This window comes from Cryptosporangium japonicum, assembly GCF_039524755.1.
In the GTDB taxonomy this organism is placed as follows: domain Bacteria; phylum Actinomycetota; class Actinomycetes; order Mycobacteriales; family Cryptosporangiaceae; genus Cryptosporangium; species Cryptosporangium japonicum.
Genome location: NZ_BAAAGX010000008.1, coordinates 1 through 24577 on the forward strand (window position 1 = coordinate 1; position 24577 = coordinate 24577).

General features: G+C 74.8%; 6 protein-coding genes. 2 read left to right on the forward strand and 4 right to left on the reverse strand.

The features are described from left to right. Positions 1-32 precede the first annotated feature (32 nt). On the reverse strand, positions 33-986 hold the full coding sequence (gene ctlX, locus ABD437_RS10350) for a citrulline utilization hydrolase CtlX (protein WP_344648700.1): 954 nt from the start codon (positions 984-986) through the stop codon (positions 33-35). Position 987: 1 nt separating this feature from the next. After that, positions 988-2007, reverse strand: coding sequence for an ornithine cyclodeaminase (locus tag ABD437_RS10355; protein WP_344648566.1), 1020 nt, complete (start codon positions 2005-2007; stop codon positions 988-990). 128 nt (positions 2008-2135) lie between these two features. Between ABD437_RS10355 and ABD437_RS10360 the strand changes: the two genes are divergently transcribed. Together ABD437_RS10360 and ABD437_RS10365 are read left to right on the forward strand one after the other, a co-directional pair. Continuing rightward, a complete protein-coding gene (locus tag ABD437_RS10360; RefSeq protein ID WP_344648567.1) occupies positions 2136-2573 on the forward strand; it encodes an Lrp/AsnC family transcriptional regulator in 438 nt (145 codons plus the stop codon). Positions 2574-2645: 72 nt separating this feature from the next. Then, on the forward strand, positions 2646-4271 hold the full coding sequence (locus ABD437_RS10365; protein ID WP_344648568.1) for a methyl-accepting chemotaxis protein: 1626 nt from the start codon (positions 2646-2648) through the stop codon (positions 4269-4271). 153 nt (positions 4272-4424) lie between these two features. Here ABD437_RS10365 and ABD437_RS10370 read toward each other — a convergent pair whose 3' ends face one another. Then, positions 4425-7850 (reverse strand): AAA family ATPase, encoded by a 3426-nt coding sequence (locus ABD437_RS10370; RefSeq protein ID WP_344648569.1) that lies wholly within the window; start codon positions 7848-7850, stop codon positions 4425-4427. A 43-nt stretch (positions 7851-7893) separates the two neighbouring features. Next, positions 7894-24561: an amino acid adenylation domain-containing protein gene (locus tag ABD437_RS10375; protein ID WP_344648570.1), complete on the reverse strand. Its 16668-nt coding sequence runs from the start codon at positions 24559-24561 to the stop codon at positions 7894-7896. Positions 24562-24577: the final 16 nt, after the last annotated feature.

Consider the following 24577-nt stretch of genomic DNA (forward strand, 5'->3'; position numbering starts at 1 on the left):
GACCCGACAAACACACTCCCCAACACGCCGACTTAACGAAGTACTACTAGGCCGGTCTCGGCCGGGCGCCGCACCCGGCGCGGCAGGTGGATGCCCGCGACCATGCACCGCACCGACCCGCCGGCCAGCTCGATCGTCGGCACGGCCACCGGGAGCAGCTTCAGGTGCGCGGAGAGCACCGCGCGCTGCTCCCCGGTCAGGCTGTCGTGGGCGCGGGCGGAGAGCAGCAGGTACGAGTCGTCGCCCCCGCGCAGCTCGATGGTGTTGCCGGCGAACTCGTCGACCTGCGGCTGGGTCAGCGGTACGACCACCCGGCCGGACGCCGCCAACCGCCGCTCGACCGCGTCCCGCTCGGCCCGGTGCTCGAACGAGTCCAGCGCGACCAGGGCCACCGTCGAGCCGACCGACATCATCACGTTGGTGTGGTAGATCGGCGCGCCCCGGGAGTCCAGCGAGGAGAAGACGACGGGCTCGTAGCCGAGGTCACGGCAGACCATCGCGACCGCCCGGTCGTGGGAGCGGAACGAGCGGGCCACGTACGCGACCCGCTGCACGTGGTCGAGCACCATCGAACCGGTGCCCTCGAGGTAGAGGCAGTCGTCCTCCAGCACCGAGTAGTCGTGGACACCGTTGACCTGGAAGCCGACGCGCAGCGACCGCACGATGTCGGCGCGCCGCTCGGCCCGGCGGTTCGGCGCGTACAGCGGGTAGATCGCCACCCGGCCGTCGGGGTGCGTGGAGAACCAGTTGTTCGGGAACACCGAGTCCGGCGTACCGGTCGACTCGTCGTCGAACAGGTGGACGCCGACGCCCACCGCGCGCAGGGCGTCGGCGACGGCGGTGACCTCGGCGAACGCCGCGTCCGCGAGCGCGCGCGACGGGGGCACCGGCGACCGGGCCTGGAACAGGTTGTCGGAGATCGTGGCCGGGTTGGGCACGAAGTGGTGCGGCCGGACCAGTACGACCGCTCCGGGCGCCTGACCCATCTCAGGCACCGGCGACGAACCCGAAGAGGTCCTTGGGGTCGCGCGGATCCGCGATCAGGTCCAGGTCGACGGCGTAACCGGTGCCCTCGACCGACCGGGCCAGGTAGCGCAGAGCGGTGAAGTCCTCGATCGCGAAGCCCACCGAGTCGAAGACGGTGATCGCCTCCGCGCTGCTCCGCCCGGGCCGCAGCCCGGCGATCACCTCCCACAGCTCGGTGACCGCGAAGCCGGCCGGCTGGCGCTGGATCTCCCCCTCGATCCGCGTCTGCGGCGTGTACTCCACGAACACCTCCGACCGCGGCAGGAGGTCGGGGTCGAGCTCGGTCTTGCCGGGGCAGTCGCCGCCGATCGCGTTGACGTGGACGCCGGGGCCGACCGACGCGGCGGCCAGCACTGTCGCGTTCGTCTTGTCGGCGGTGCAGGTGGTGACGACGTCGGCGCCGACCGTCGCGTCGTGGGCGTCCGACGCGCGCTCGACGGTGAAGCCCAGCGCGGTGGCGTTGCGCTCGAACTTGTCCATCGCCGCCGGATCGGTGTCCCAGATACGCAGCCGATCGATGCCGAGGACGGCACGGAAGCCCAGGGCCTGGAACTCCGCCTGGGCGCCGCAGCCGATCAGGGCCATCGTGGTCGACCCCGGCCGGGCGAGGTAGCGCGCGGCCAGCGCGGAGGTCGCGGCCGTGCGCAGCGCGGTGAGGATCGTCATCTCGGCCGCGAAGACCGGGTATCCGTTGTGGACGTCGGCGAGCACACCGAACGCGGTGACGGTCTGGTAGCCGTGCTCGGGGTTCGTCGGGTGGCCGTTGACGTACTTGAACGCGTACTGCTGCCCGTCGCTGATCGGCATGAGCTCGATGACACCGTCGGTCGAGTGGGTGGCCACCCGGGCGCTCTTGTCGAACTCCGGCCAGCGCTTGAAGTCGAGCTCCAGCTCGCCGACCAGGTCGGCGACGATGCGCTCGGCGCCGAGCGCGGTGACCCAGCGGGCCAGGGATGCGACATCGACGAAAGGGACGTTCATAGCGAGAGCTCCTTTGCGTTCGTCGATTAACGTACGAACGCCGCCACTCGCAAGCAATCACGATCCGTTGCGCGGATAGCGTCGATGTGTTGCGCAGAGAGGCCGAACACACAACGAATCGAGTGCCGATGGACGAGTTGGACCGGGCAATCGTCGCCGCGTTGCTCCGCGACGGCCGCGCGACCTACCAGCAGGTGGGTACCCAGGTGGGGCTCTCGGCCCCGGCGGTGAAGCGCCGCGTCGACCAGCTGCGTCAGCGCGGCGCCATCGCCGGGTTCACCGCGATCGTCGATCCGGCGTCGCTGGGCTGGGACACCGAGGCGTACGTCGAGCTGTCGTACCAGGGCAACGTCTCGCCGGCGCGGCTGCGCGCGGACCTGGAGGCCATCCCGGAGGTCGTCGGCGTGCGCACGATCACCGGGGACGCCGACGCGCTGGTGCACGTGATGGCGGCGAACATCGCCGGGGTGGAGAGCACGGTCGAGCGGATGCGTGCGTTGCCGCAGGTCGACCGCACCCGCACGACGATCGTCATGTCCCGGTTGTTCGAGCGTCCCCGCACCTGATTTCGCTCAGAGCTACGGTCCCGGCGCCGACGAGAGAGACGGAGCACTCTCCTACAACAGCTTGGGGACGTCGTGGCGCAGCCGCACAGCGTCGAGGAGCCGACCGGTGGGCGCCGGCCCTGGGGCGATCTGAAGGTCGGCGCGAAGATCACCGTCGCCGTGCTCGGCGCGCTGGCGGTGGCGTCCGCCGCGACCCTGGTCACCCTGCTGCAGACCGGCGAGGTGCGGTCGGTCGGCAAAGCGATCTACACCAACAACGTCGTCCCGCTGGTCACCGTCGGCGAGCTGCGCGACGCGTTCCGGCTCATGCGCGCGGACCAGAACTCGCTCGCGCTGCTCGACGCGGGGAGCGCCGCGAGCACGCAGAAGGCCCAGCAGATCAGCGACGACGGCGAGACGATCACGGCGCTGGCCGCGAAGTACCGCGCCACCGCGGCCGACCCCACGCTCGTCGACGAGTTCGTCACCGCGTTCTCCACCTACGACGACATCGCGACGGCCCAGATGATCCCGGCCGCGTCGGCCGGCGACACCGCGCGCTACGTCAGCATCAAGGAAGGCGCGGCCAGAGCACCGTACCTGGCCGCCGAGGAAGCGCTGAAGAAGATCACCGCGGCCGAGAACGTGCAGGCCCGGGCCCGCGCCGACGAGCTCGACGGCCGGTACACGACCGCGCTGACGATCTCGGTCGCCGGGCTGCTGACCGCGATCGCGATCGGGTTGGTGCTCGCGCTGTGGGTGGCGCGCGGGATCAGCCGGCCGCTGCGTGGCGTCGGAGCGGCGCTCGATCGGATGGCGAGCGGGGATCTGACGACCGCGGTCCCGGATCCCGGCACGAACGACGAGGTCGGCCAGATGGCCCGGGGCGTCAAGCGCACGCTGGAGTCGATGCGCGCCAGCGTCGCCGAGGTGCTCCGGCAGGCGGGCCGGGTCACCGACGCGTCGCAGGAGCTCAGCGCGGTCGCGGCCCGGATCGAGACCGGTGCGACGACCACCGCCGCCGGTTCGCAGACCGCGTCGATGGCCGCGAACGAGGTGGCGGCCAGCGTGAGCACGGTGGCGGCGGCGAGCGAGCAGATGAGCGCGGCGATCGCGGAGATCTCACGCAGCGCGGCGAGCGCGGTGGAGGTGGCGCAGCAGGCGCTGAACACCGCGCAGCAGACGAACGACTCGGTGGCCGCGCTCGGTGCCGCCAGCGTCGAGGTCGGCGACGTGGTCAAGGTCATCAACAGCATCGCCGAGCAGACGAACCTGCTGGCGCTGAACGCGACGATCGAGGCCGCCCGGGCCGGGGAGGCCGGCAAGGGTTTCGCGGTGGTCGCGACCGAGGTGAAGGATTTGGCGCAGGAGACCGCGAAGGCCACCGAGGAGATCACCCGCAAGATCGCCGCGATGCAGGCCAGCAGCGACGAGGCCGCGGCCGCGCTGGGGCAGATCAACGCGATCATCGAGCAGATCAACGAGCACCAGACGACGGTGGCCTCGGCGGTCGAGGAGCAGACCGCGACCACGCACGAGATCAACCGCAGCATCGGGCAGGCCGCGACCGGGGTGGACCACATCGCGCTGACGGTCAGCGACGTCTCGGCCACCGCGGAGGAGTCGAACGCGAGCGCCGCCCAGGCCGCCGGCGCCGCCCGGGAACTGACCCTGACCGCGAGCGCGCTGAACGACTCGGTCGCGGGTTTCCGCGTCTGACCGGGCACGCAAGGGTCGTGCACGCAAGGGTCGTGCAAGGTTCAACCACCACAATGGCTGGTACCCGCCGTACCGGGGCCCTCGGTGAAGGAGGGGGTGCCGCGAGTCCCGGTACGGCATCCGGCCGACGAGAGGAGACGCCGAAGGACAGGCTCAGGACAGCTGGCCGGCCAACGTCCGGGCCCGCGCGGACACGTCCGCCATGCCCAGCGCGTCGGACGACGCCAGTACTTTGCGCAGCAGGGCCGCGGCGTCGCCGCGATCGCCGGGACCGTCGCGGAGCAGGTACGCCCGCGCCTGGTCGAGGCGGACGCGGGCGAGCTGGGGCGCGGCTGCCGACACCAGCCGGGTGGCGACACCGAGCTGGTCCAGTGCCTCGTCGTAGTCCGCGGTGACGATGCCGAGCGCCCCGGCGAACCGGGCCGCCGGTCCGATCAGCACCGTGGGCCAGCCGGCGAGGAGCACCTCGTCGAGGTGCGGGACGAGCAGCGCACGCAGCCGGACGGCGACGGCGTCGAGTTCCGGGCCGGACACCGGCGTGAGCGCCAGCGTCGTGCACGCCTCCGCGAGGATGCCGAGCGCGGGCGGACCCCAGCCGTGTGCCGGGAACTCGGTCTCGTCCAGCACGGCGAGCAGCAGGTCGGCCGCGCGGTCGTGGCGACCGGTCTCGGCGTGCGCGAGCACCAGCGCCGCCTGCCAGATCGGGAAGAACCCGTGCTGGTCCATCTGGTCGGCGAGGCCCAGATCGAACAGCTGCTCCATCGCACCCCGCTCGTGCGCCAGCCAGTAGGCCTGGCCCATCCACGTCTGGCGCAGCGTGCTGACCGGGAGCGTCTGCGTGCTCTCCAGTTCCTGCACGGTGCGCAGCGACTCCCCCAGGATCCGCGCCTCGGCGGCGTCGAACTTGCCCCGCCAGAGGTCGAGCACGGTCTCCAGCACCCCGAGCTGCCAGACGTTGAGCGGGCTGCGGTTGAACTGGACGTGCTGGCGGTATTCCTCGACCGCGGCGAGCGCGTCGGGGACGCGGCCGAGCCGGAACCGGTCGATGGCCAGCGCCACCAGGCCTTCGCTGCGGAAGTGCGGGGACTTCGCGCGCAGGCTGGTCTCGTGGAGCCGGCCGGCCAGCGTGAGGAGTTCGGACGGCGGCCGCGTGTCGTAGAGACCCCACCGGCACTCGGTGAGGATCTCGCACTGCACCGCCGGGTCCCAGGACGGCGACAGCTCGGCGAGCGCCTGCTCGGCCAGGGCGGCTCCGGTGCGGCCGTCCGGCGCGACGTCGTCGACGCCCATCGCGGTCTTGTGCGCGAGGTGCGCACGCACCTGCCCGACCAGCGGGGCGGTGTCGTCGTCGACCGGTTCCAGCTCCGCCAGGCAGGTGCGCAGGATCTGGGTCAGCTGGACGTCGACCCGCCCCGGGTCCGACCAGCGGCGGGCCATCTTGACCGCCGCGGTGGCACGCAGCCGCGGATGCCCGTCCGCGACCTCGTAGGCCGCGAGGTAGTCCCGGCCGGCTTCGTCCATGTAGCCGGTGTCGTTGCGCGCGTCGCCGAGGACGACGAGCAGCGCGAACCGCGTCGGGGTGGAGCAGCGGCGGCGCAGGCCCTCCTCGGCCCAGACCATCGCCGCCTTCGGTGCGAACGTGTGCTGTTCGGCCCGGGCCGCGGCCAGGCACGCGATCGCGACCTGCTCGTCGGTGAGCTCGACCGCCGCGGCCCGGGCGTGGTGCGCGATCCGCACCGACAGCGCCTGGTCGACCGGGGTCCTGGCGTCGAGCACCTCGAACGCGCGCCGGTGCAGCCGCCGGGCGAGCGCGGGCCGGGACTCGAGCTCGGTGAGCACCTCCTCGCGCCAGAGCGCGTGCCGGAACCGCACCGGCCCGTGCCCCTCGATCGCCCGGCTCGCGACCGCGGCGGCCTGCTGCCGGTCGGACTCCTCGGCGTCGAGCCCCAGCATCTCCGCGACCAGCCCGAGGTCGATCCGCTCGTCGATGCAGGTGATCGCCGCGGCCGCGAGCCACTCCGACAACCCGGCCGCGCGCCGGGCCCTGGGCTCCTCCTCGCCGGCCGCGCCCGGCGCCGCCGCGGCCGGACCGTCGGCGGCGAGGTCACCGAGGCGGATCGGGAGGCCGCCGGTGGAGCGGTAGGCGGCCAGGGTCTCGTCCTCGCCGGGTGCGGCGCCGCGCGTCTCGGTGAGCCACTCGCGCACGCCGTCGGCGCCGAGCACGGACAGCCGCAGCGTGGCCGGTGCACTCCGCCGGTCGTCGCCGGGCCGGTCCCGCCAGGCCCCCTCGTCCCGCCCGGCCAGCACGAACCCGACGCCGACGTCGCCGAGCGCGGCACGCACCTGGTCGAGCAGCTCGATCGCCCGCGGGCTGAGCAGGTCCGCGTTGTCGAACGCCACCACGATCCCGCCCGGGCGGGCGGCCCGCTGCAGCAGCGAGCACAGCACCGACGTCAGCTGCGCCGGGTCCCGCGGTGTGCTGCCCGCCGCCGCGGACAGGAAGTCCACCAGCGTGCCGCGGTCGAGCGGGCTCGGGCCGGTGGACGGGTCACGCCGCGTGCGCGCCCAGAACGCGCCGGCCAGCAGCCGCCACGGCTGTAACTCCCCCGACGGGTAACAGGTCACCGCGGCCACGGCCGTGCCCTGCCGGTCGGCGAGCCGCCCGAGCTCCTCGAGCAGCCGGGTCTTGCCGACGCCGCCGACCCCGGTCACGGTCAGCGCCGAAGGCCGCGCCGCCGCGACCGGCTCCAGCACCGCGCCGAGCGCCGCGACCTCGGCCTCGCGCCCCACCAGCCGGGCCGGCGTTCCCGGGTCCACCGGCCGGGGCGCGATCCACAGCGGACGGTGGACGTCGAACCCGAACTCGAACAGCGAGAGCAGGTCGAACGCCCGCGTCACGGCGTCGTCGTACCCGGCGACCACGCGCCGGGCATCGATGAGCTCCTCGGCCGCGGTGCCGCCGGCGTCGCGGAGCGTCCGCAGGAACCGGGCCAGCCACTGCGCGTCGGACTCCCCCGGACCGACCACGTCGTAGCGGCCCAGCCGCAGCCCCACCTCGGCCAGGTGCGTGACGACGTCGGCATGGCGACGCGTCAACGTGGTGGCCAGCCGCACGCACGGGGCCGGCGGGTCGTCGCCGAACAGCGCGAACGGCGCGTCGATCCACTCGTCGACCGCGGCGCGGTAGGCCGCCAGCGCGTCGAGGTCGCGCCCCTGGGCGGCCAGCCGGTCGCCCGCGTCGGCGAAGTGGACGAACCGGACGGTGTCCACCCGGGACGCCGCCCCGGTGCCGAGCGGACCGACCAGCTCGTACGTCCGGCGGTCCCGGAGGTAGGTGATGTCCAGCCCGCCCGGCGCCAGGCGCTTGCGCAGCCGGGCGACGACCGGGGACAACCCGTCCCCGCGCGGTGCGTCGTCCGGCCAGACCGCGGCGATCAGCTGATCGCGCCGGACCGGGCCTCCGGAGGCCACCAGCGCCGCCAGCACGGTGGCCTCCTGCCGCGCGATCTGCAGCGGCTGCGCGTCCATGAGCAGGTCGATCCGGCCGAACATCCGGATCCGCAGTTCGGTCACCCCCACCCGGGAAAGTGTTCCACGGCTCGTCCGGGGCTGTCCGCCCATCTCATTCGGACAGGAGCGCCAGCCGTTCCCGCCAGACCGCGGCGAGACGGCGCGCCTCGTCGGCGCGGTCCACGGTAAATGTCCAGGTCGCGGTCAGGACCGGTCCCTCGGCGCGGTCGTCGACGCTCACCGTCACGCTGATCGGATAGGCCGGGCTCATGCCCGGATCGTCGGCATACGCAGCGGCTGCCGCCATTTCGGGGGCAAAAGTCCAGTCGGCGGTCTCCGGGGCGTCGAACCGGCCCAGGTAGTTGATCTGGACGTCGGGCAGGCCGGCCCGCGCGAGCTCCGGCCCCGTCTCCGGGCCGAGGTAGCGCAGCAGCCCGTACCCGATGCCGTTGCCCGGCACCGCCGCCAACGCCGCGGCGACCCGGTCGAGCTGCTCGGCCGGTGTGCCGGTGCCGGCGTCCAGGCGGACCGGGTAGACGCTGGTGAACCAGCCGACCGTACGGGAGAGGTCGACCGGGCCCGGCACCGCCGACTCCTCGCGGCCGTGGCCTTCGAGCACGACCGGGGCACCGTCGAGGGCCAGCGCGAACGCGGCCATCAGCCGGTCGCGGGCCCGGCCGAGCAGCGGCGCGGTCTCGTCCGGACCGAGCACGATCCGGAACTCGTCCCGCTCGGCGGCCGGCGCCGGCCCCGGGCGGTGGCCGGCCAGCACGTCGCGCCAGTACGGCAGTTCACCGGCGCGCGCGGCGGCCGCGGTGCCCAGCGCGACGGCCCAGTCGGCGAACGAGGTGCCGACCTCCTCCAGCGGCCGGCCTTCGTGCGCGGCGGCCAGGTCGGGGACGAGGATCCGCCAGGACACCCCGTCGACGACCAGGTGGTGGATCATCAGCAGCAGCCGCCCCGGCTCGGGCCCGGCGTCGAACCAGACCGCCTGCACCATCGCTCCGGCGTCCGGGTCCAGCCGGTCGCGGGCGGCGCGGGCCTCGGCGTCGACGGCCGCGTGCAGCGCGTCGGCGGAGAGGCCGGCGACGGGCACGGTGCGCACCGGCACCGGCCGGGCCGCGCGGGGCACGCGCAGCGTCCAGTCCGACCGGTCGAGGCGCGCGCGCAGCAGGTCGTGGCGCTCCACGACCGCCTGCAGTGCCCGCGCGAGACGGGCCGGGTCGGTGCCGGCCGGGGTCCGTAGCACCACCGACTGGTTGAACCCGTCGATGCTCCCTCCGGTCGCGGCGAGCCAGCGCACGATCGGGGTCGCGGGCACGACGGTCTCCGCCGCGGTGACCGTGGTGGCGACCGCCGCCGGGGTACGCAGCCGGAACACCTCGCGGAGGCGGATCTCCAGCCCGCGGCGACGACCGGCCTGCACCAGCCGGGTCGACGCACCGCTGTCGCCGCCGAGCGTGAAGAAGTCGTCGTCCGGGCCGACCGGCTGGTCGAGCACCTCGGCGTAGAGCTCGCGGACGGCGTTCACCAGCACCGCGTCGGACGCCGGGGCCACCTCCACCGGGTACTGCTCCCAGGGGATCGTGTCGCGCACGTACCGGGGCACGTCGAGGTCGCCGACGCGCCGGTCCTCCTCGTCGGCGAACGCGGTCAGCACCGACGCGAACGCCGCGGTGAAGCGCTCGATCTCCGCGGCGGTGAACAGGTCGGGCCGGTACTGGGCGGCCAGCTTGAGCCGCGCCTCGATCTTGACGTCCCAGCAGATCGGGTAGTGCGTGGCGTCGTCACCGCCGGCCGGCCGGATCACCGCGTCGTCGCCGGCGGCGGTGGGATAGTTCTCCACCACGACGATCGTGTCGACGAGCTCGCGGGTGCCGGCCGCGCGCTGGATGTCGTTCAGGCCGAGGTACTGGTGTTCGGCGAGGCGGGACTGGGCGTCCCAGACCTGGGCCAGCGCGTCGCGCAACGACGTGTCGGCCGTGCCGCGCACCCGCACCGGCACGGTGTTGATGAACAGGCCGACGATCGACTCCATGCCGGGCAGGTCGGCCGGGCGGCCGGAGACGATCGTGCCGAAGACCACGTCGTCCCGGCCGGTGAGGCGGCCGAGCGTCAGGCCCCAGGCGGTGTTGACCAACGCGCCGACGGTCACCCCGGCACCGCGGGCGAACGCGGCGAGCCGTTCGGTGACCTCCTCCGACAGGTGGTGCGTCGCGGTCTCCGGCCACACCGGCGGTACCCCCGGGTCGGCCGGCGCCAGGTGACGCGGCCCCGCGGGCAGCCCGGCCAGTTCCGCGGCCCACGCGTCGGCGGCGGCATCGGTGTCCTGGGTGGAGAGCCAGCCGAGGTAGTCGCGGAACGGCACCGGGGGTGGCAGCTCGGCGCCGGTGTAGAGCGCGCTCAGCTCACCGACCCAGAGCGGCCCCGACCACCCGTCGAGCAGGATGTGGTGGTGGGTGACGACGAGCACGTCGCCGGCCACCGCCATCCGCACCAGCGGGCCGCGCCCGAGGTCGAAACGCACGAGCTCGGCCTCGCCGAACTCCTCCCAGGACTCCTTGGTGTACTCGGTCCACGGCAGCTCCACCCGGTCCGGGACCACCGCGACCGGCCGCCCGGACTCCAGGTACCGGAACGACGCCCGCAGGTTCGCGTGCCGGTCGAGCAGGGCCTGCCCGGCCGCGCGCACCCGGGCGGGATCGGCGTCGGCGGGCAGCTCCAGCCACACCTGCACCAGGTACGGGTCGATCGTGTCCTGGTCGAGCGCGGCGTGGAACAGCATGCCCTGCTGCGTCGGGGTGAGCGGCAGGATCTCGGCCGCGTTCCACGCGGCGACCTGCGCGCTCTCGGACGCGGTGAGGTTCAGCAGGTCGGTGCGTGCCGGTGCGGACCCGGGCAGGTCCTCGGCGGCCGCGGCCAGACCGGCCGGCGTCCGCCCGGTGAACACCGCCGACGGCTTGAGCCGCAGCCCGGCCCGCCGTGCCCGGCTGACCAGCTGGATCGCGATGATGCTGTCGCCGCCGAGCGCGAAGAAGTCGTCGTCGACCCCGACCGACGGCAGGTGCAGCAGGTCGGCGAGGATCGTCGTGAGCACCTTCTCCCGCTCGGTCGCGGGCGCGCGTCCCTCGGTGCCGAACACCGGCTCCGGCAGCGCGGCGCGGTCGAGCTTGCCGTTCGGCGTGAGCGGCAACGGCCCGTCGAGCACCACGACGGCGGCCGGCGTCAGGTAGTCGGGCAGCCGGGTCGCGACCTCGGCCCGCACCGACGCGGAGTCCAGGAACGGATCGCCGGTCACGTACCCGATCAGCCGGGTGACGGAGCCGGTCCGGTCGGCGATCACCGCCGCCTGGGTGACCCCGTCGGCCCGGGCCAGCGCGGCCTCGATCTCGCCGAGCTCGATCCGGTGGCCGCGCACCTTCACCTGGTCGTCGTCGCGGCCGAGGAAGTCGAGGTTGCCGTCCGCGCGCCAGCGGGCGCGGTCACCGGTGCGGTACATCCGGCCGCCGGCGAACGGGTCGGCGACGAAGCGTTCGGCGGTGAGCGCCTGGCGCCCGAGGTAGCCGATCGCCAGGCCGCGGCCACCCAGGTACAGATCACCGGCGACGCCGACCGGCACCGGGCGAAGGCGCTCGTCGAGCACGTAGGCGCGGGTGTTCGGGTCGGGGCGGCCGATCGGGACGGCCTGGTCCCAGTCGGGTTCGGCCTCCCAGAGCGTGTTGTTGACCGTGGCCTCGGTGAGCCCGTACGCGCCGAAGACCCGCTGCCGCCGGGTCAGCCGCCGCACCAGTGACGGTGGCACGGTCTCGGTGCCCACCAGCACGACCATCCCGTCGGGCAGCTCGCACTCGGCGGGCAGCGCGGAGAGCAGCGACGGCGGCAGGATCGCGTGGGTGGCGCCGGTGGCCGCGAGGAAGTCGGTGAGCGGGTGGTCGGCGACCCGGACGTCCTCGGGCAGGACGATCAGCCGGCCGCCGACGGTGAGCGCCTGGACCAGGTCGAACACGAACACGTCGAACCCGACCGACGCGAACTGCGCGATCCGGCTGTCCCTGGTCACGCCCATCCGGTCGGTGGCCAGCGCCGCGAGGCTCGCGATGCCCTCGTGGCCGACGACCACCCCCTTGGGTGTCCCGGTCGACCCCGACGTGTAGATCACGTAGGCCGGGCTGTGCAGCGTCGGCCCCCGTCCGCGCCACGGACGCGGTGCCGGTCCGGGGTCGTCGAGCCGGAGCAGCGGGCCGGTGGGCACCCGGCCGGCGACCGACGAGTCGGTGATCGTCAGCACCGCGGCGCTGTCGGCGAGCATGAACGCGAGCCGCTCGGAAGGGTGCGTCAGGTCCAGCGGGACGTAGGCCGCGCCGAGCTTGAGCACACCGAGGACGGCGGTCACCAGCGCCGTGCCCCGCGGCACGGCCAGCGCCACGACGTCGCCCTCGGTGACGCCCCGCGCGGCGAGCCGGGCCGCGAGCACGTCGGAGTCGGCGTCGAGCGCCGCGTAGGTCGTCTCCCCGGCCGCGTCGACCACCGCGATCGCGTCCGGTGCCTCGCGCACGCGGTCGGCGAAGAGCGCGGGCAGCGTCTTCTCCTCCACCGTTCGCGCGGTGTCGTTGAACTCCTCCAGTACCCGCCGTTTCTCCGCCTCGTCGAGGAGGTCGACGGCGCTGAGCGGCGCGTCCGGCGCGGCGGCCACCGCGGCGAGCAGCCGGGTGAGACGCCGGGCCAGCGCGTCGATCGTGGCCGCGTCGAACCGGTCGGCGCGGTACTCGAGCAGGACGCCGAGCCCGCCGTCGTCGCCCTCGAGGAACGCGAACACCAGGTCGAAGCGCGCGGTGCCGGTGGACTGCGGCTCCGGCGTCACGGTCAGGCCCGGCAGCGAGAGCCCGGTGTCCGCGGCGTTGCGGTACACGACCATGACGTTGAACAGCGGGTTGTCGGTCGCCGAGCGGTCCGGGTTGACCGCGCGCACGACCGCCTCGAACGGCACGTCCGGCGCGGCGAACGCGGCGAGGTCGGCGGCGCGTACCCGGCCGACCAGCTCGCCGAACGCCGGGTCGCCGGACACGTCGGTACGCAGGACCAGCGTGTTGACGAAGAACCCGATGAGGTCGGTGAGCTTCTCGTCGGTGCGGCCGGCGATCGGCGCACCGAGCGGCAGGTCGTCGCCGGCGCCGAGCCGGTGCAGCAGCGCGGCCACCGCGGCCTGACCGACCATGAACATGCTCGCGCCGCGCTGCTGCGCGAGTTGACGCAACGCCGCGGACGTCTCGCCCGCCACGTCGAGCGCGAACTCCGCGACCGGCCGCGCCGGCGTGCCCGGTCGGTCGTACGGCAGCTCCAGGCGCCGCGGCGCGCCGCGCAGGGCCTCGGTCCAGTACGCGAGCTGGGCCTCGGCGACCTCGTCGAGGAGCGCACGCTGCCAGAGCGTGTAGTCGGCGTACTGGACCGGGAGCTCGGCCCAGGACGGGGCGGTACCGGCCAGGCGGGCCGTGTAGGCGGTGGCCAGGTCGCGCAGGAACGGACCGTCGGACCACTCGTCGGTCGTGACGTGGTGCAGGAGCACGAGGACGCGGTGGTCGCCGTCCTCGCGGGTGTCGATCGCCACCCGGATCGGCAGCTCGCTCGCCAGGTCGAACGGCTCCCGGGCCGCGACGTCCAGGTCGGCGCGCTCGACGATCGGCACGTGGGCCCGCTCGACCGGCACGATCACCTGGACGGGCCGCCCGTCGTCGGCGACGAGCAGCGTCCGCAGTGCTTCGTGCCGGGCGACGACGTCGTGCAACGCCGCCGCGAACGCCGCCCGGTCCAGGTGACCGCGCATCCGCGCCACGATCGGGAAGTTGTACGCGGGTGAGGCCGGGTCGAGCTGCTGCAGGAACCAGAGCCGCTGTTGGGCGGGCGCGGCCGGGAGCGTCGCCGGCCGCGGGTAGCGGGTGAGGCGGGGGCGTCCGTCGCCCGCCGCGCCGACCCGGGTGGCCAGCTCGGCGACCGTGGGTGCCTCGAACAGGTCGCGAATGGACAGTTCCGCGCCGAGCGCGGAGCGGGCCCGGCCGACCAGGCGCGTGGCCAGCAGCGAGTGCCCGCCGAGGTCGAAGAAATTGTCGTCGGCGGTCACCGACCCGAGGCCGAGGACGTCGGCGAACAGGTCGCAGAGCGTCGACTCCAGCGGGGTGGCCGGGGCGCGGCCGGTGCCGGACCCCGCGCCGGGCGTGTCCGGGTCGGGGAGCGCGGCGACGTCGAGCTTGCCGTTCACGGTCAGCGGCAGGTCGGCGATCGGGATGATCGCGGCCGGCACCAGGTAGTCCGGTACCCGCGCCTTGACGTACTCGCGGACCCGGGTGACCAGCGCGGCGGCTCCGCGCGCGGCGGCCGGGCGGTTGGCGAGCCCACCGCGCGCCGGGTCGGTCCGCACCACGTCGACCAGCGGCTCGTCGTCCACGGTGAACACCGCGTCGAGCGACCCGTCGTCGGCCGGGGACCAGGTCACCACGGTCCGCCGCCCCAGCCGCTCCCCCAGCGCCACCAGCGCGTCCGGCTCGACCCCCGCCGGGACCGGGTCGCCGGTCAGCAGCGCCAGTTCGCCGGTGAGGCGGGCGTTGGGGATGCCGGTGATGCGCACCCGCTCGTGCGCGGCGACCACCGTTTCGAGAGCGTCCGGGTACGCCACCGACGGCACGTCGGCGACCGACACCGCCGGGCCGGTGCGCAGGACCACGTCGTAGCGGTGGCGGGTCAGCTCGTTGTGGTGCGCACCGGCCTTCACCAGCACGGTGGCCGGGGCCAGCGACCCGAACAGGTCCGGGTCGACGAGCAGCTCCTTCTCCAGCGCCAGCGCGCGGTCCACCGCCGTCCGGAGCCGGTCGGGCGTCACCCGCCCGGCCTGCACCGCGGTGTGGAACATCCGCGCGAGCCGCAGGTTGCGCACGTCGCCCACGAACACCGAGCCGCCCGGCACCACCAGGTCCAGCGCCTGGGTCAGCACCGTGACCAGGTACTCCACGCTGGGGAAGTACTGGATCACCGAGTTGATCACGACGGTGTCGAACACGCCGCGGGGCAGCCCGCTGACGTCGTCGGCGGGCTGGTGACGCAGGTGCACGGTGTCGGCGAGCGACGAGGGCAGCTCGGCACGCAGCTTCCGGATCACCGGAGCGGCGAAGTCGGTCCCCCAGTACTCGGCCACCTCCGGCGCCAGCCGGGAGAGCAGCAGCCCGCTGCCGACGCCGATCTCCAGCACCCGGCGTGGGCGCAGCGCGCGGATCCGCTCGACCGTGGTGGCGCGCCACTCACGCATGTCGGCGAGCGGGATCGGCTGCCCGTCGTAGGAGGAGTCCCACCCGGAGAAGTCCTCGTGCACCAGCGCGGTCGGGATCTCGTCGTACTCGTCCGAGTACACCTGCTGCCACTCGGCGACCTGCTCGTCCTCGTCGCCGTCCGCCGCGCGCGCGGTCGGCACGACGTACCCGACCAGCCGCCGGGCGTCGCCGCGGCCGCGCACCACGACCGCGGCCCTGGCCACGTCGTCGGAGGCGGCCAGCACCGCTTCGACCTCACCGGGCTCCACCCGGTAGCCGCGGATCTTCACCTGGTCGTCGGTGCGTCCGAGGAAGTCGATGGCCCCGTCCGGGCGGCGGACGCCCAGGTCACCGGTGCGGTACAGGCGTCCGGGGCCGAACGGGTTCGCGACGAACCGCTCCGCGGTCAGCCCCGGCCGGCCGAGGTAACCCCGGGCGAGGCCGGCGCCGGCGATGTAGAGCTCGCCGGGGCACCCGTCCGGCACCGGTCGCAGCCACGGGTCGAGCAGGTGGACGCTGGTGTTCCAGATCTCCCGGCCGACGGTGGGCGTGGCGCTGTCGAGCGTGCCGCCGCCGAGCGTGTTGATCGTGTACTCGGTGGGTCCGTACAGGTTGTAACCGAACGTCCCGACGGTGTCGCGCAGCCGGCCCCAGACCGAGTCCGAGACGGCCTCGCCGCCGAGCAGCACGAGCGGCGGCCGGTGCTGCTCGGGCCCGGACGCCAGCAGCCCTTCGCCGATCAGGTGGTCGGCGTAGGTCGGCGTGACGTTCACGACGTCGATCCGGTGCCGGTCGCAGTAGGCGACCAGGGCCTCGGCGTCGCGGCGCAGCTCCTCGTCGCAGACGTGCACCTCGTGGCCCTCGACGAGCCAGAGCAGCTCCTCCCACGACATGTCGAACGCGAACGACACGGTGTGGGCGATGCGCAGACGCCGGCCACCGGCGGCGGCAATGGCCGGCTCGAAGATCGCTTCGCGGTGGTTGAGCTGCATGTTCGTCAGGCCGCGGTAGGGCGTGACGACGCCCTTGGGCTTTCCGGTGGAGCCCGACGTGTAGATCACGTACGCCGGGTGGTCCAGGCTGAACGCGACGCTGACCGGGCCGGCGGCGAACCGGTCGAGGTTCTCCAGGATCAGCGGCTCGCCGGGCAGGCGCGGCGCCACGGCCGCGGTCGTGAGCACGGCGACCGGCTCGGCGTCGGCGAGGGTGGCCGCGAGCCGGGCGTCCGGGTGGTCGAGCTCCAGCGGGAGGTAGGCCGCGCCGGTACGCAGCACCGCGAACAGGGCCGCGACCATGTCGGCCGAGCGCGGCAGCGCCAGCGCGACGATCCGCTCCGGTGCCGCGCCGGCCTCGAGCAGCAGGCGGGCGATGCGGTTGACCCGTTCGTCGAGCTGGCCGTAGGTGAGTCGCTCGGCGCCGAAGACCAGTGCGATCTCGTCCGGGGTGCGCGCGGCCTGTGCGCCGAGCAGGTCGGCGATCGTCTGCTCGGGAAGCACGTGCGCGGTGGCGGCCGCGCGGGCGGCCAGCGCGGCGCGTTCGGTGGCCGGGAGCACGTCGAGGCGGCCGAGCGGTGTGCCGGGGGCGGCGGCGAAGCGCTCGAGGATCGTGGTGAAGCGGGCCAGCAGCGCACCCGCGGTGCCCGCCGGAATCGCGTCCGGACGGTGCGCGAGCACCACCCGCAGCCGCTCGCCGGGCGCCACCACCAGCGTCAGCGGGTAGTGGGTGGCGTCGATGCTCGCGACCTCGGTGGCGCCGTACGTCGTCGCGAGGTCGTCGGCGTCACCGACGTGCTGCAGCGCGAACAGCGTGTCGAACAACCGCGCGTGACCGGACTCGCGCTGCACCTCACCGAGGCCGAGGTACTCGTGCGCCATCAGTGCCGCGCGTTCGGCCTGCGCGCGGCGCAGCAGGTCGGCGACGGTCTCGGTCGGGTCCAGCGCGATCCGCACCGGCACCGTGTTCAGGAACAGCCCGACCGCGTGCCCGACGTCGGGCAGTTCGGCCGGGCGGCCGGCCACGGTGGAGCCGAAGACGACGTCGGTGCGCCCGACCGCGCCGCTGAGCGTGAGCGCCCAGGCGGCGTTGAGGACGGTGTTGAGCGTGACGCCTTCGGCCCGGGCCAGTCCGGTGAGCCGGGCGGTGAGCTCGGCCGGGAGGTCGGCGCGGCGGCGGTGCGGGAGCGCGGGGACGGTGCCGGTGGTCCCGGCCGGTGCCACCAGCGTCGGTTCGGCGAGGCCGTCGAGCGCCGCGCGCCAGGCCCGCCTGGCCGCCTCGGTGTCGCGGGCGGCGATCCAGGCGAGGTAGTCGCCGTAGGATCCGGCCCGGGCCGGTTCCCGCCGGTGGTAGAGCGCGAAGAGCTGCTCGAGCACGACGCGGGCCGACCAGCCGTCCCAGAGCAGGACGTGGTGGGTGAGTACGAGCCGGTCGGGCCCGTCACCGCGCCGGATCAGCAACATCCGGAACAGCGGGGGCCGCGCGAGGTCGAAGCGGCGGGTGCGGTGGTCGGCCAGGAGCGCGGTGATGCGCGCCTCCTGCGCCTCCGGGCCGAGCCCGGCCAGGTCGACGAGCGTGAGCGGAGGCTCCGGGTCGACGGTGACGAACTGCACCGGGCCGGGCAGGCCGTCGGCCGTGAAGCCGGCGCGCATCCCGGGGTGGCGCGCGAGCAGTGCGCTCGTCGCGGCGCGCAGGCGGTCGGCGTCGAGGCCGCCGTCGACGTCGAACGCGACCTGGGCGGTGTAGACGTCGACCGAGCCGGTGCCGTCGTACCCGGCGTGGAAGAACAGTCCCTCCTGGAGCGGGGAGAGCGGCCACACCGCCTCGACCGGCCACGGGCTGCGCGCGTCGACGGTGCGCCGCTCGTCGTCGGTGAGCTCGACGGTCACCGGCCGGAGCGGGGGCGACCCGGGGTCAGCCGGCGCGGCCAGCGCGGCCAGCGCCGCGGCGGTGCGGTGGGTGAAGACGTCACGCGGGGTGATCGGCGTGCCGGCCGCGGTGGCGCGGTTGGCGACCGCGATCGACTGGATGCTGTCGCCGCCGATGCGGAAGAAGTCGTCGTCCGGACCGACCTCGGGCAGCCCGAGCACGGACGCGATGATCTCGCCGAATCGGCGCTCCAGCGGGGTCGCCGGTGCCCGGCCCGCGGCGACCGCGACCGGCTCGGGGTCGGGGAGCGCGGCGACGTCGAGCTTGCCGCCGGACGTGCGTGGCAGCGCGTCGAGCCGGACGAACGTGTCCGGGACGAACGGCGCCGGCAGCGCGTCGGCCAGCGCCGCCCGCACGGCCTCGACGTCGGGCGCGGTGTCCGCCGCCGGCACCAGGTACGCGACCAGGCGGCGGCCGTCCGGTGCGACGACGGCGGCGTCGGCGACGTCGGGGCGGGCGAGCAGGTGCGCCTCGATCTCGCCGGGCTCGATGCGGTTGCCGCGCACCTTCAGCTGCCGGTCGGTGCGGCCGAGGTAGGTGAGCACGCCGTCCGCGGTGGAGCGGACCAGGTCACCGGTGCGGTACATGCGCCCCGGCCCGAACGGGTCGGCGACGAACCGGTCGGCGGTGAGCGCGGCCGCACCGGCGTACCCGCGGGCCAGCTGGGCGCCGGCCACGTACAGCTCTCCCGGTACCCCGGGCGGCACCGGCCGCAGCGCCTGGTCGAGCACGTACAGCCGCACCCGGTCCACCGCCCGCCCGATCGGCACCGGTCCGGTCGCCGCGGGGTCCGCGTCGGACGAGGTCACCTGGACGGTGGTCTCGGTGGGGCCGTAGAGGTTGGCGACGGGCACACCGGTCGCCTCGGTCCAGCGCCGCGCGACGGTGCCGGTCAGCGCGTCGCCGCCGACCAGGAGCCGCCGCACCGGAATCGGCCGGTCGCCGGCCGCGTCGGTCAGCGGCGGGAGCAGCGAGGACGCCAGCACCATCGTGGTGACGCCGTGCCGGCGCACGAGCTCGACCAGCGTCGCCGGGTCGCCGGTGGCGGCGGGCGGGCTCAGCACCACTGTCGCGCCGGCGGTGAGCGGCCAGAGCAGCTCCAGCACGGCCGGGTCGAACCCGATCGAGAGGTGGTGCAGCACCCGGTCGTCGGCGCGCAGGTCGAAGCGCTGCTGCACCCAGGCCAGCTGGGAGGCCAGCGCCGAGTGCGGTACGACGACGCCCTTGGGCCGCCCGGTCGACCCTGAGGTGAAGAGGACGTACGCGGCGTTGTCGCCGCGCGGGGCGCGGGGCACCGCCGCCGGGACGGGCTCGGCACCCGGGAGCGTGAGGCCGGCCGCGACCACGAGCGTCGCGCCGGCGTCGGCGAGCATCGCGGTGTGGCGCTCGGCGGGCAGGGCCACGTCCAGCGGGAGGTACGCGGCGCCGGACTTGAGCACCCCGAGCAGCGCGACCGGCAGGTCCAGCGACCGCGGCACCGCGACCCCGACCACGGTCTCCGGGCCGGCCCCGGCGGCACGCAACCGCTCCGCGAGCTCCTCGGCCCGCGCGTCGAGCTCGGCGAACGTGAGCGAACCGTCGCCGTCGACGACCGCGGTCGCGGTGGACGACGCCTGGGCGGCCCACTGGTCCAGCACGGTCTCCGGCGCCGGACCCCGGTCGCCCGCCCAGGCCGCGAGCAGCGCGGAGCGCTCCGCTCCGGACAGCAGCTCGAGCTGCCCGGCCGGGCGTTCCGGCGTCTCGGCGAACGCGTCGAGCACGCCGGTGAACCACGCCGCGACCTGCGCGACGAACGCGGCGTCGACCCGGGTGGCGTCGTGCTTGAACCGCAGTTCGAGCGTCTCGCCCGGCACCGCGATCAGCGCGAGCGGGTAGTGGCCGGCGTCGCGGTAGTCGAGCCCGGCGAGCGTGACGGTGCCCGCCGCGTCGCGCAGCCCGGCGTCGACCGGGTAGTTCTCCAGCACCACGACGGTGTCGAACAGTTCGTCGACGCCGGCGTCGCGCTGCACGTCGGCCAGCCCGACGTGCTGGTGGTCGAGCAGGTCGGACTGCTCGGCGGAGAGCCGGGTGAGCAGGTCGGCCAGCCGGTCGGACGCGCTCCAGCGCACCCGCACCGGCACCGTGTTGATGAGCAGCCCGGCGATGTCCGCGACCCCGTCCACCTCGGCGGCGCGGCCGCTCACCGTGGTGCCGAACACCACGTCGGAGCGGCCGGTGAGGCGGCCCAGGAGCAGACCCCAGGCGCCCTGCACGACGACGCCGAGCGTGAGCGCGTGCTCGCGGGCCCGTGCGGCCACCCGGGCGGTCAGTGCCGCGGGCAGCTCGACGCGCACCTCCTCGGCGCGGCCGCGCCCGGTGCGCGGCGAGGGCACCGCGCGGGCCACCAGCGTGGGTTCGTCGAGACCGGACAGCGCGGCCCGGTACGCGTCCCGGGCGGCCCCGGTGTCGCGGGCGGCGAGCCACGCCAGGTAGGAGCGGTAAGGCGTCACCGGAGGCAGCTGCGGGGCGGCGCCGTAGGCGGCGAACAGGTCGCGCAGGAGCACCGACACCGACCAGCCGTCGGCGATGACGTGCGGGAACTGCAGCAGGAGCCAGGCGCGGCCCCCGTCGCGGCGCACCAGCAGGGCGCGCAGCAGCGGCGGGCGGGCCAGGTCGAACGGGCGGGCGCGTTCGGCGTCGGCCTCGGCGGTCAGGCGGCGCCGCTGGGCGTCCTCGTCCAGGTCGGTGGCGTCGACCACCCGCCAGGGCAGCGCGACGCCGTCGACGATCGCCTGCACCAGCCGCCCGTCCGGGCGTTGCCGGAACGCGGCGCGCAGCGGGGCGTGCCGGTCGAGCACGGTCTGCGCGGCGGTCCGCAGGGCGGTCTCCTCGACGGTGCCCTCGAGCTCGACGACGAGCTGGACGACGTAGGTGCCGGTGTCGGCGCCGTCGACGAGCGCGTGGAACCAGAAGCCTTCCTGCAGCGGCGTGACCGGGAGGATCTCGGTGAGGCCGGGGAGCTCCTCGGCGAGCCGGGCGGCGGTGTCGGGGTCGACGGCGTCCGGGAGCGCGCCGGGCGTGGCCTCGGTCGCGGGGGTGGCGGCCGGCGCCAGGGCGGCGACCGTGCGCAGCGCGAACACGTCACGCAGGCGCAGCGCGAGGCCGGCCTGGCGGGCCCGGATCACCAGGTCGATCGCGATGATGCTGTCGCCGCCGAGGGCGAAGAAGTCGTCGTCGATGCCGACGCGGGGCAGGTCGAGCGCCTCGGCGTAGATCGTGCAGAGCAGTTCCTCGCGGGCGCTGCGCGGCGCGGCGCCGGTGGAGAGCGCCGCCCGGTCGGGGGCCGGGAGCGCGGCCCGGTCGAGCTTGCCGCTGCCGGTGACCGGGAGCGCGGGCAGGGGCACGAACGCCGAGGGCACCATGTAGTCCGGCAGCCACTCGCGGGCCTGCTCCCGGAGGCGCCGCAGCAGCGTGGGCACGTCCCGGAACGACACCGGCCGGTTCGTCATCGGCCGCTCGGTGCCGGGGTCGCCCGGCACGATCGGGGTGTCGGTGCCCGGGCGGGTGAAGACGGCGTCGAGGCACGCTTCGTCGGCCGACCAGGTCAGGTGGGTGGTGTAGCCGCGGTCCCGACCGGCGGCGTAGACGGATTCGGGGTCGACGCCGGGGGCGGCGGGCGCGGCGCCGTCGAGGGTGCGCAGCGCGGCCCGGTCGGCGTCGAGGCGGCCGTTCGGGATGCCGGTGACCCGGATCGCGTCCGGCCCGGCGGCCAGCACCGCGTCGAGCGAACCGGTCCACGGCACCGACGCGACCGGGGCCGGCGCGCCCGCGCGGCGCAGCACGACGTCGTAGCGGTAGCGGGTCAGCTCGTTGGCGCCCTCGCCCCGCTTCACCTCGACGTCGGCGGTGAGGCCGAGACGCGCGGCGATCCGCGGCAGCGCGTCCGGGTCGAGGAGCAGTTCGCCCTCCCAGGCGAGGTCCTGCTCGACGGCCGCGGCGGCACCGGCCGTGGACGAGGTGCGGCCGAGCGCCACTCCGGCCCGGAACGTGCGCAGCAGCCGCAGGTTGCGGACGTCGCCGACGAACAGCACGCCGTCGGCGGTGAGCAGCGACGTCGCCCGGCGCAGCACCCGCTCGAGGTAGCCGGCGTCCGGGAAGTACTGGATCACCGAGTTCAGCACGATCACGTCGAAACGGCCCGGCGGCAGGCCGGTGACGTCGTCGGCCGGCTGGTTGCGCAGCGTCACGTTCGCCCCGACCTGCGGACGCAGGCCCTCGATCGCGCCGGCGGACAGGTCGGTGCCCCAGTACTCCACGCAGTCCGGCGCGATCCGGTGCAACAGCAACCCGCTGCCGACGCCGAGCTCCAGCACCCGCCGCGGCCGCAGCGCCCGGATCCGGGTGACGGTGGCGTCGCGCCATTCACGCATCTCGTCGAGCGGGATCGGCCGACCGTCGTAGGAGGAGTTCCAGCCGGTGAAGTCCTCCCCGACCTGCTCGCCGGTGCGCGAGCCGTAGAGGCGCTCGTGCAGGTCCTTCCACGCCTCGACGCGGTCGTCCCCGGCCGTGTCCAACGCGGGCACGACGTACGCGACCAGGCGCTTGTCACCCGGCCGGTCCTCACGCACGGTCGCGGCGACCTGCGCGACCCGCGCGTCCCGGGAGAGCGCGGCCTCGACCTCGCCGAGCTCGATCCGGTAGCCGCGGATCTTCACCTGGTCGTCGGAGCGCCCGACGAAGTCCAGCCGGCCGTCCGGGCGTCGGCGCACGAGGTCGCCGGTGCGGTAGAGCCGCCCGCCGTCGCCGTAGGGGTCGGCGACGAAGCGCGCCGCGGTCAGGTCGGGGCGGCCCAGGTAGCCGCGCGCGAGCCCGTCGCCGGCGAGGTAGAGCTCGCCGACGACGCCGACCGGCACCGGGCGCAGCGCGTCGTCCAGGACGTAGGCGCGGGTGCCGGGGTCCGGGTGGCCGATCGGCACCGAGGATTCGACGACGTCGGGGTCGCAGCGGCCCAGCGTCGAGTTCACGGTGGCCTCGGTGGGGCCGTAGGCGTTGAACATGCGTCGCCCGCGGGCGTACCGGGCCACCAGCGCCGGGGAGATCCGTTCGGTGCCGGCGAGCAGCGTGGCACCCTCCGGGAGCCGGGCGTCGGCCGGGAGCGCGCCGAGCAGGGCCGGCGGCAGGATCATGAACGTCGCGCCGTGCTCGCGGGCGTACGAGGCGAGCGCGTCGGTGGGGGTGCGCCGGTCGGACGGCACGAGGATCATCCGGCCGCCGGAGAGCAACGCCAGGCACAGGTCGAAGAACGCGACGTCGAAGCTCGGGGACGCGAACTGCAGTACCCGGCTGTGCGGACCGATGCCGAAGTGTTCGACGCCGGTGGCCAGCAGCTTGGCCACCCCGGAGTGGGAGAGCACGACGCCCTTGGGGCGGCCGGTGGAGCCCGAGGTGTAGATGACGTAGGCCGCGTTGGTCACCGCGAGGTCGACGTCCGGGGCGCGGGTGGGCTGCGCGGCCAGGTCCGCCGCGGTCGCCGGGTCGTCGAGCACGAGCACCGCGGTGTTCCCCGGCAGCGCCGCCGCGAGCTCCCGGGTGGTGACGACGACGACCGGGGCGGCGTCGCCGAGCATGAACGCGATGCGGTCGGCCGGGTAGTCCAGGTCCAGCGGCAGGTAGGCGCCACCGGCCTTGAGCACCGCGAGTTCGGCGACGATCAGCGCGGCCGAGCGGGGCAGCGCGAGCCCGACGAACGTCTCCGGCCCTACGCCGCTCGCGCGGAGCAGGTGCGCGAGCTGGTTGGCGCGTTCGTCGAGGTCGGCGTAGGTGAGCGTGGTCTCCTCGACGACGAGCGCGATCGCGTCCGGGGCCGCGCGGACGCGCTCGGCGAAGAGCGCGGGCACGGTGCCGGGTGCGACGGTGTGCCCGGTGGCGTTCCAGCCGTGGATCGCCTGCTCGTACTCGTCGGCGGTGAGCACCGTCCGGCGGCCCAGTGGCGGCTCGACGTCGTCGGTGAGCAGCGTCGCGAGGTGGCCGAGGATCCGGGCGGCGCCGCCGGCCGAGACCAGGTCGGTGGCGTGGCGCAGCGTGAGCGTGCCGTCGGCGGAGCCCAGCCAGAGGTCGAGCGTCGGGTCCGGTTCGCCGCCGAAACCGACGTTGGCGAGCACGGCGCCGCGGCGCAGCGGCTCGGCGTCGACCTCCGCGGCGATCGTGGCGAGCGGGACGGCGTGCGCCCGCGCTTCGGTCCGCGCCGCGGCGACCCGGCGCGCGAGCGCGTCGAGCCCGTCGCCGTCGTCGATCCGGACGCGCAGCGGTGCGCCGTCGGCCAGCACCACCAGGTCGTTCCCGGCGCCGTAGCGGGAGAGCACCGCGACGAACGCCGCCAGCAGCAGGTCGTCGGCGGTGACCCCGGCCCGCTCGGCGGCCGCGCCGACCGCGTTCGGCACCGGGCGCTCGGCCACCCCGGTGCCGGTCGGGGACGCGTCGACGACGTCGGTCGGTAACGGCAGGTCCGTCGGGGCGCCGGCGAGCAGTTCCCGCCAGTACGCCGCCCGGGAGTTGATCCCGCTGGTCAGGTCACTCGCGGACACGCCGCACTCCGTTCGT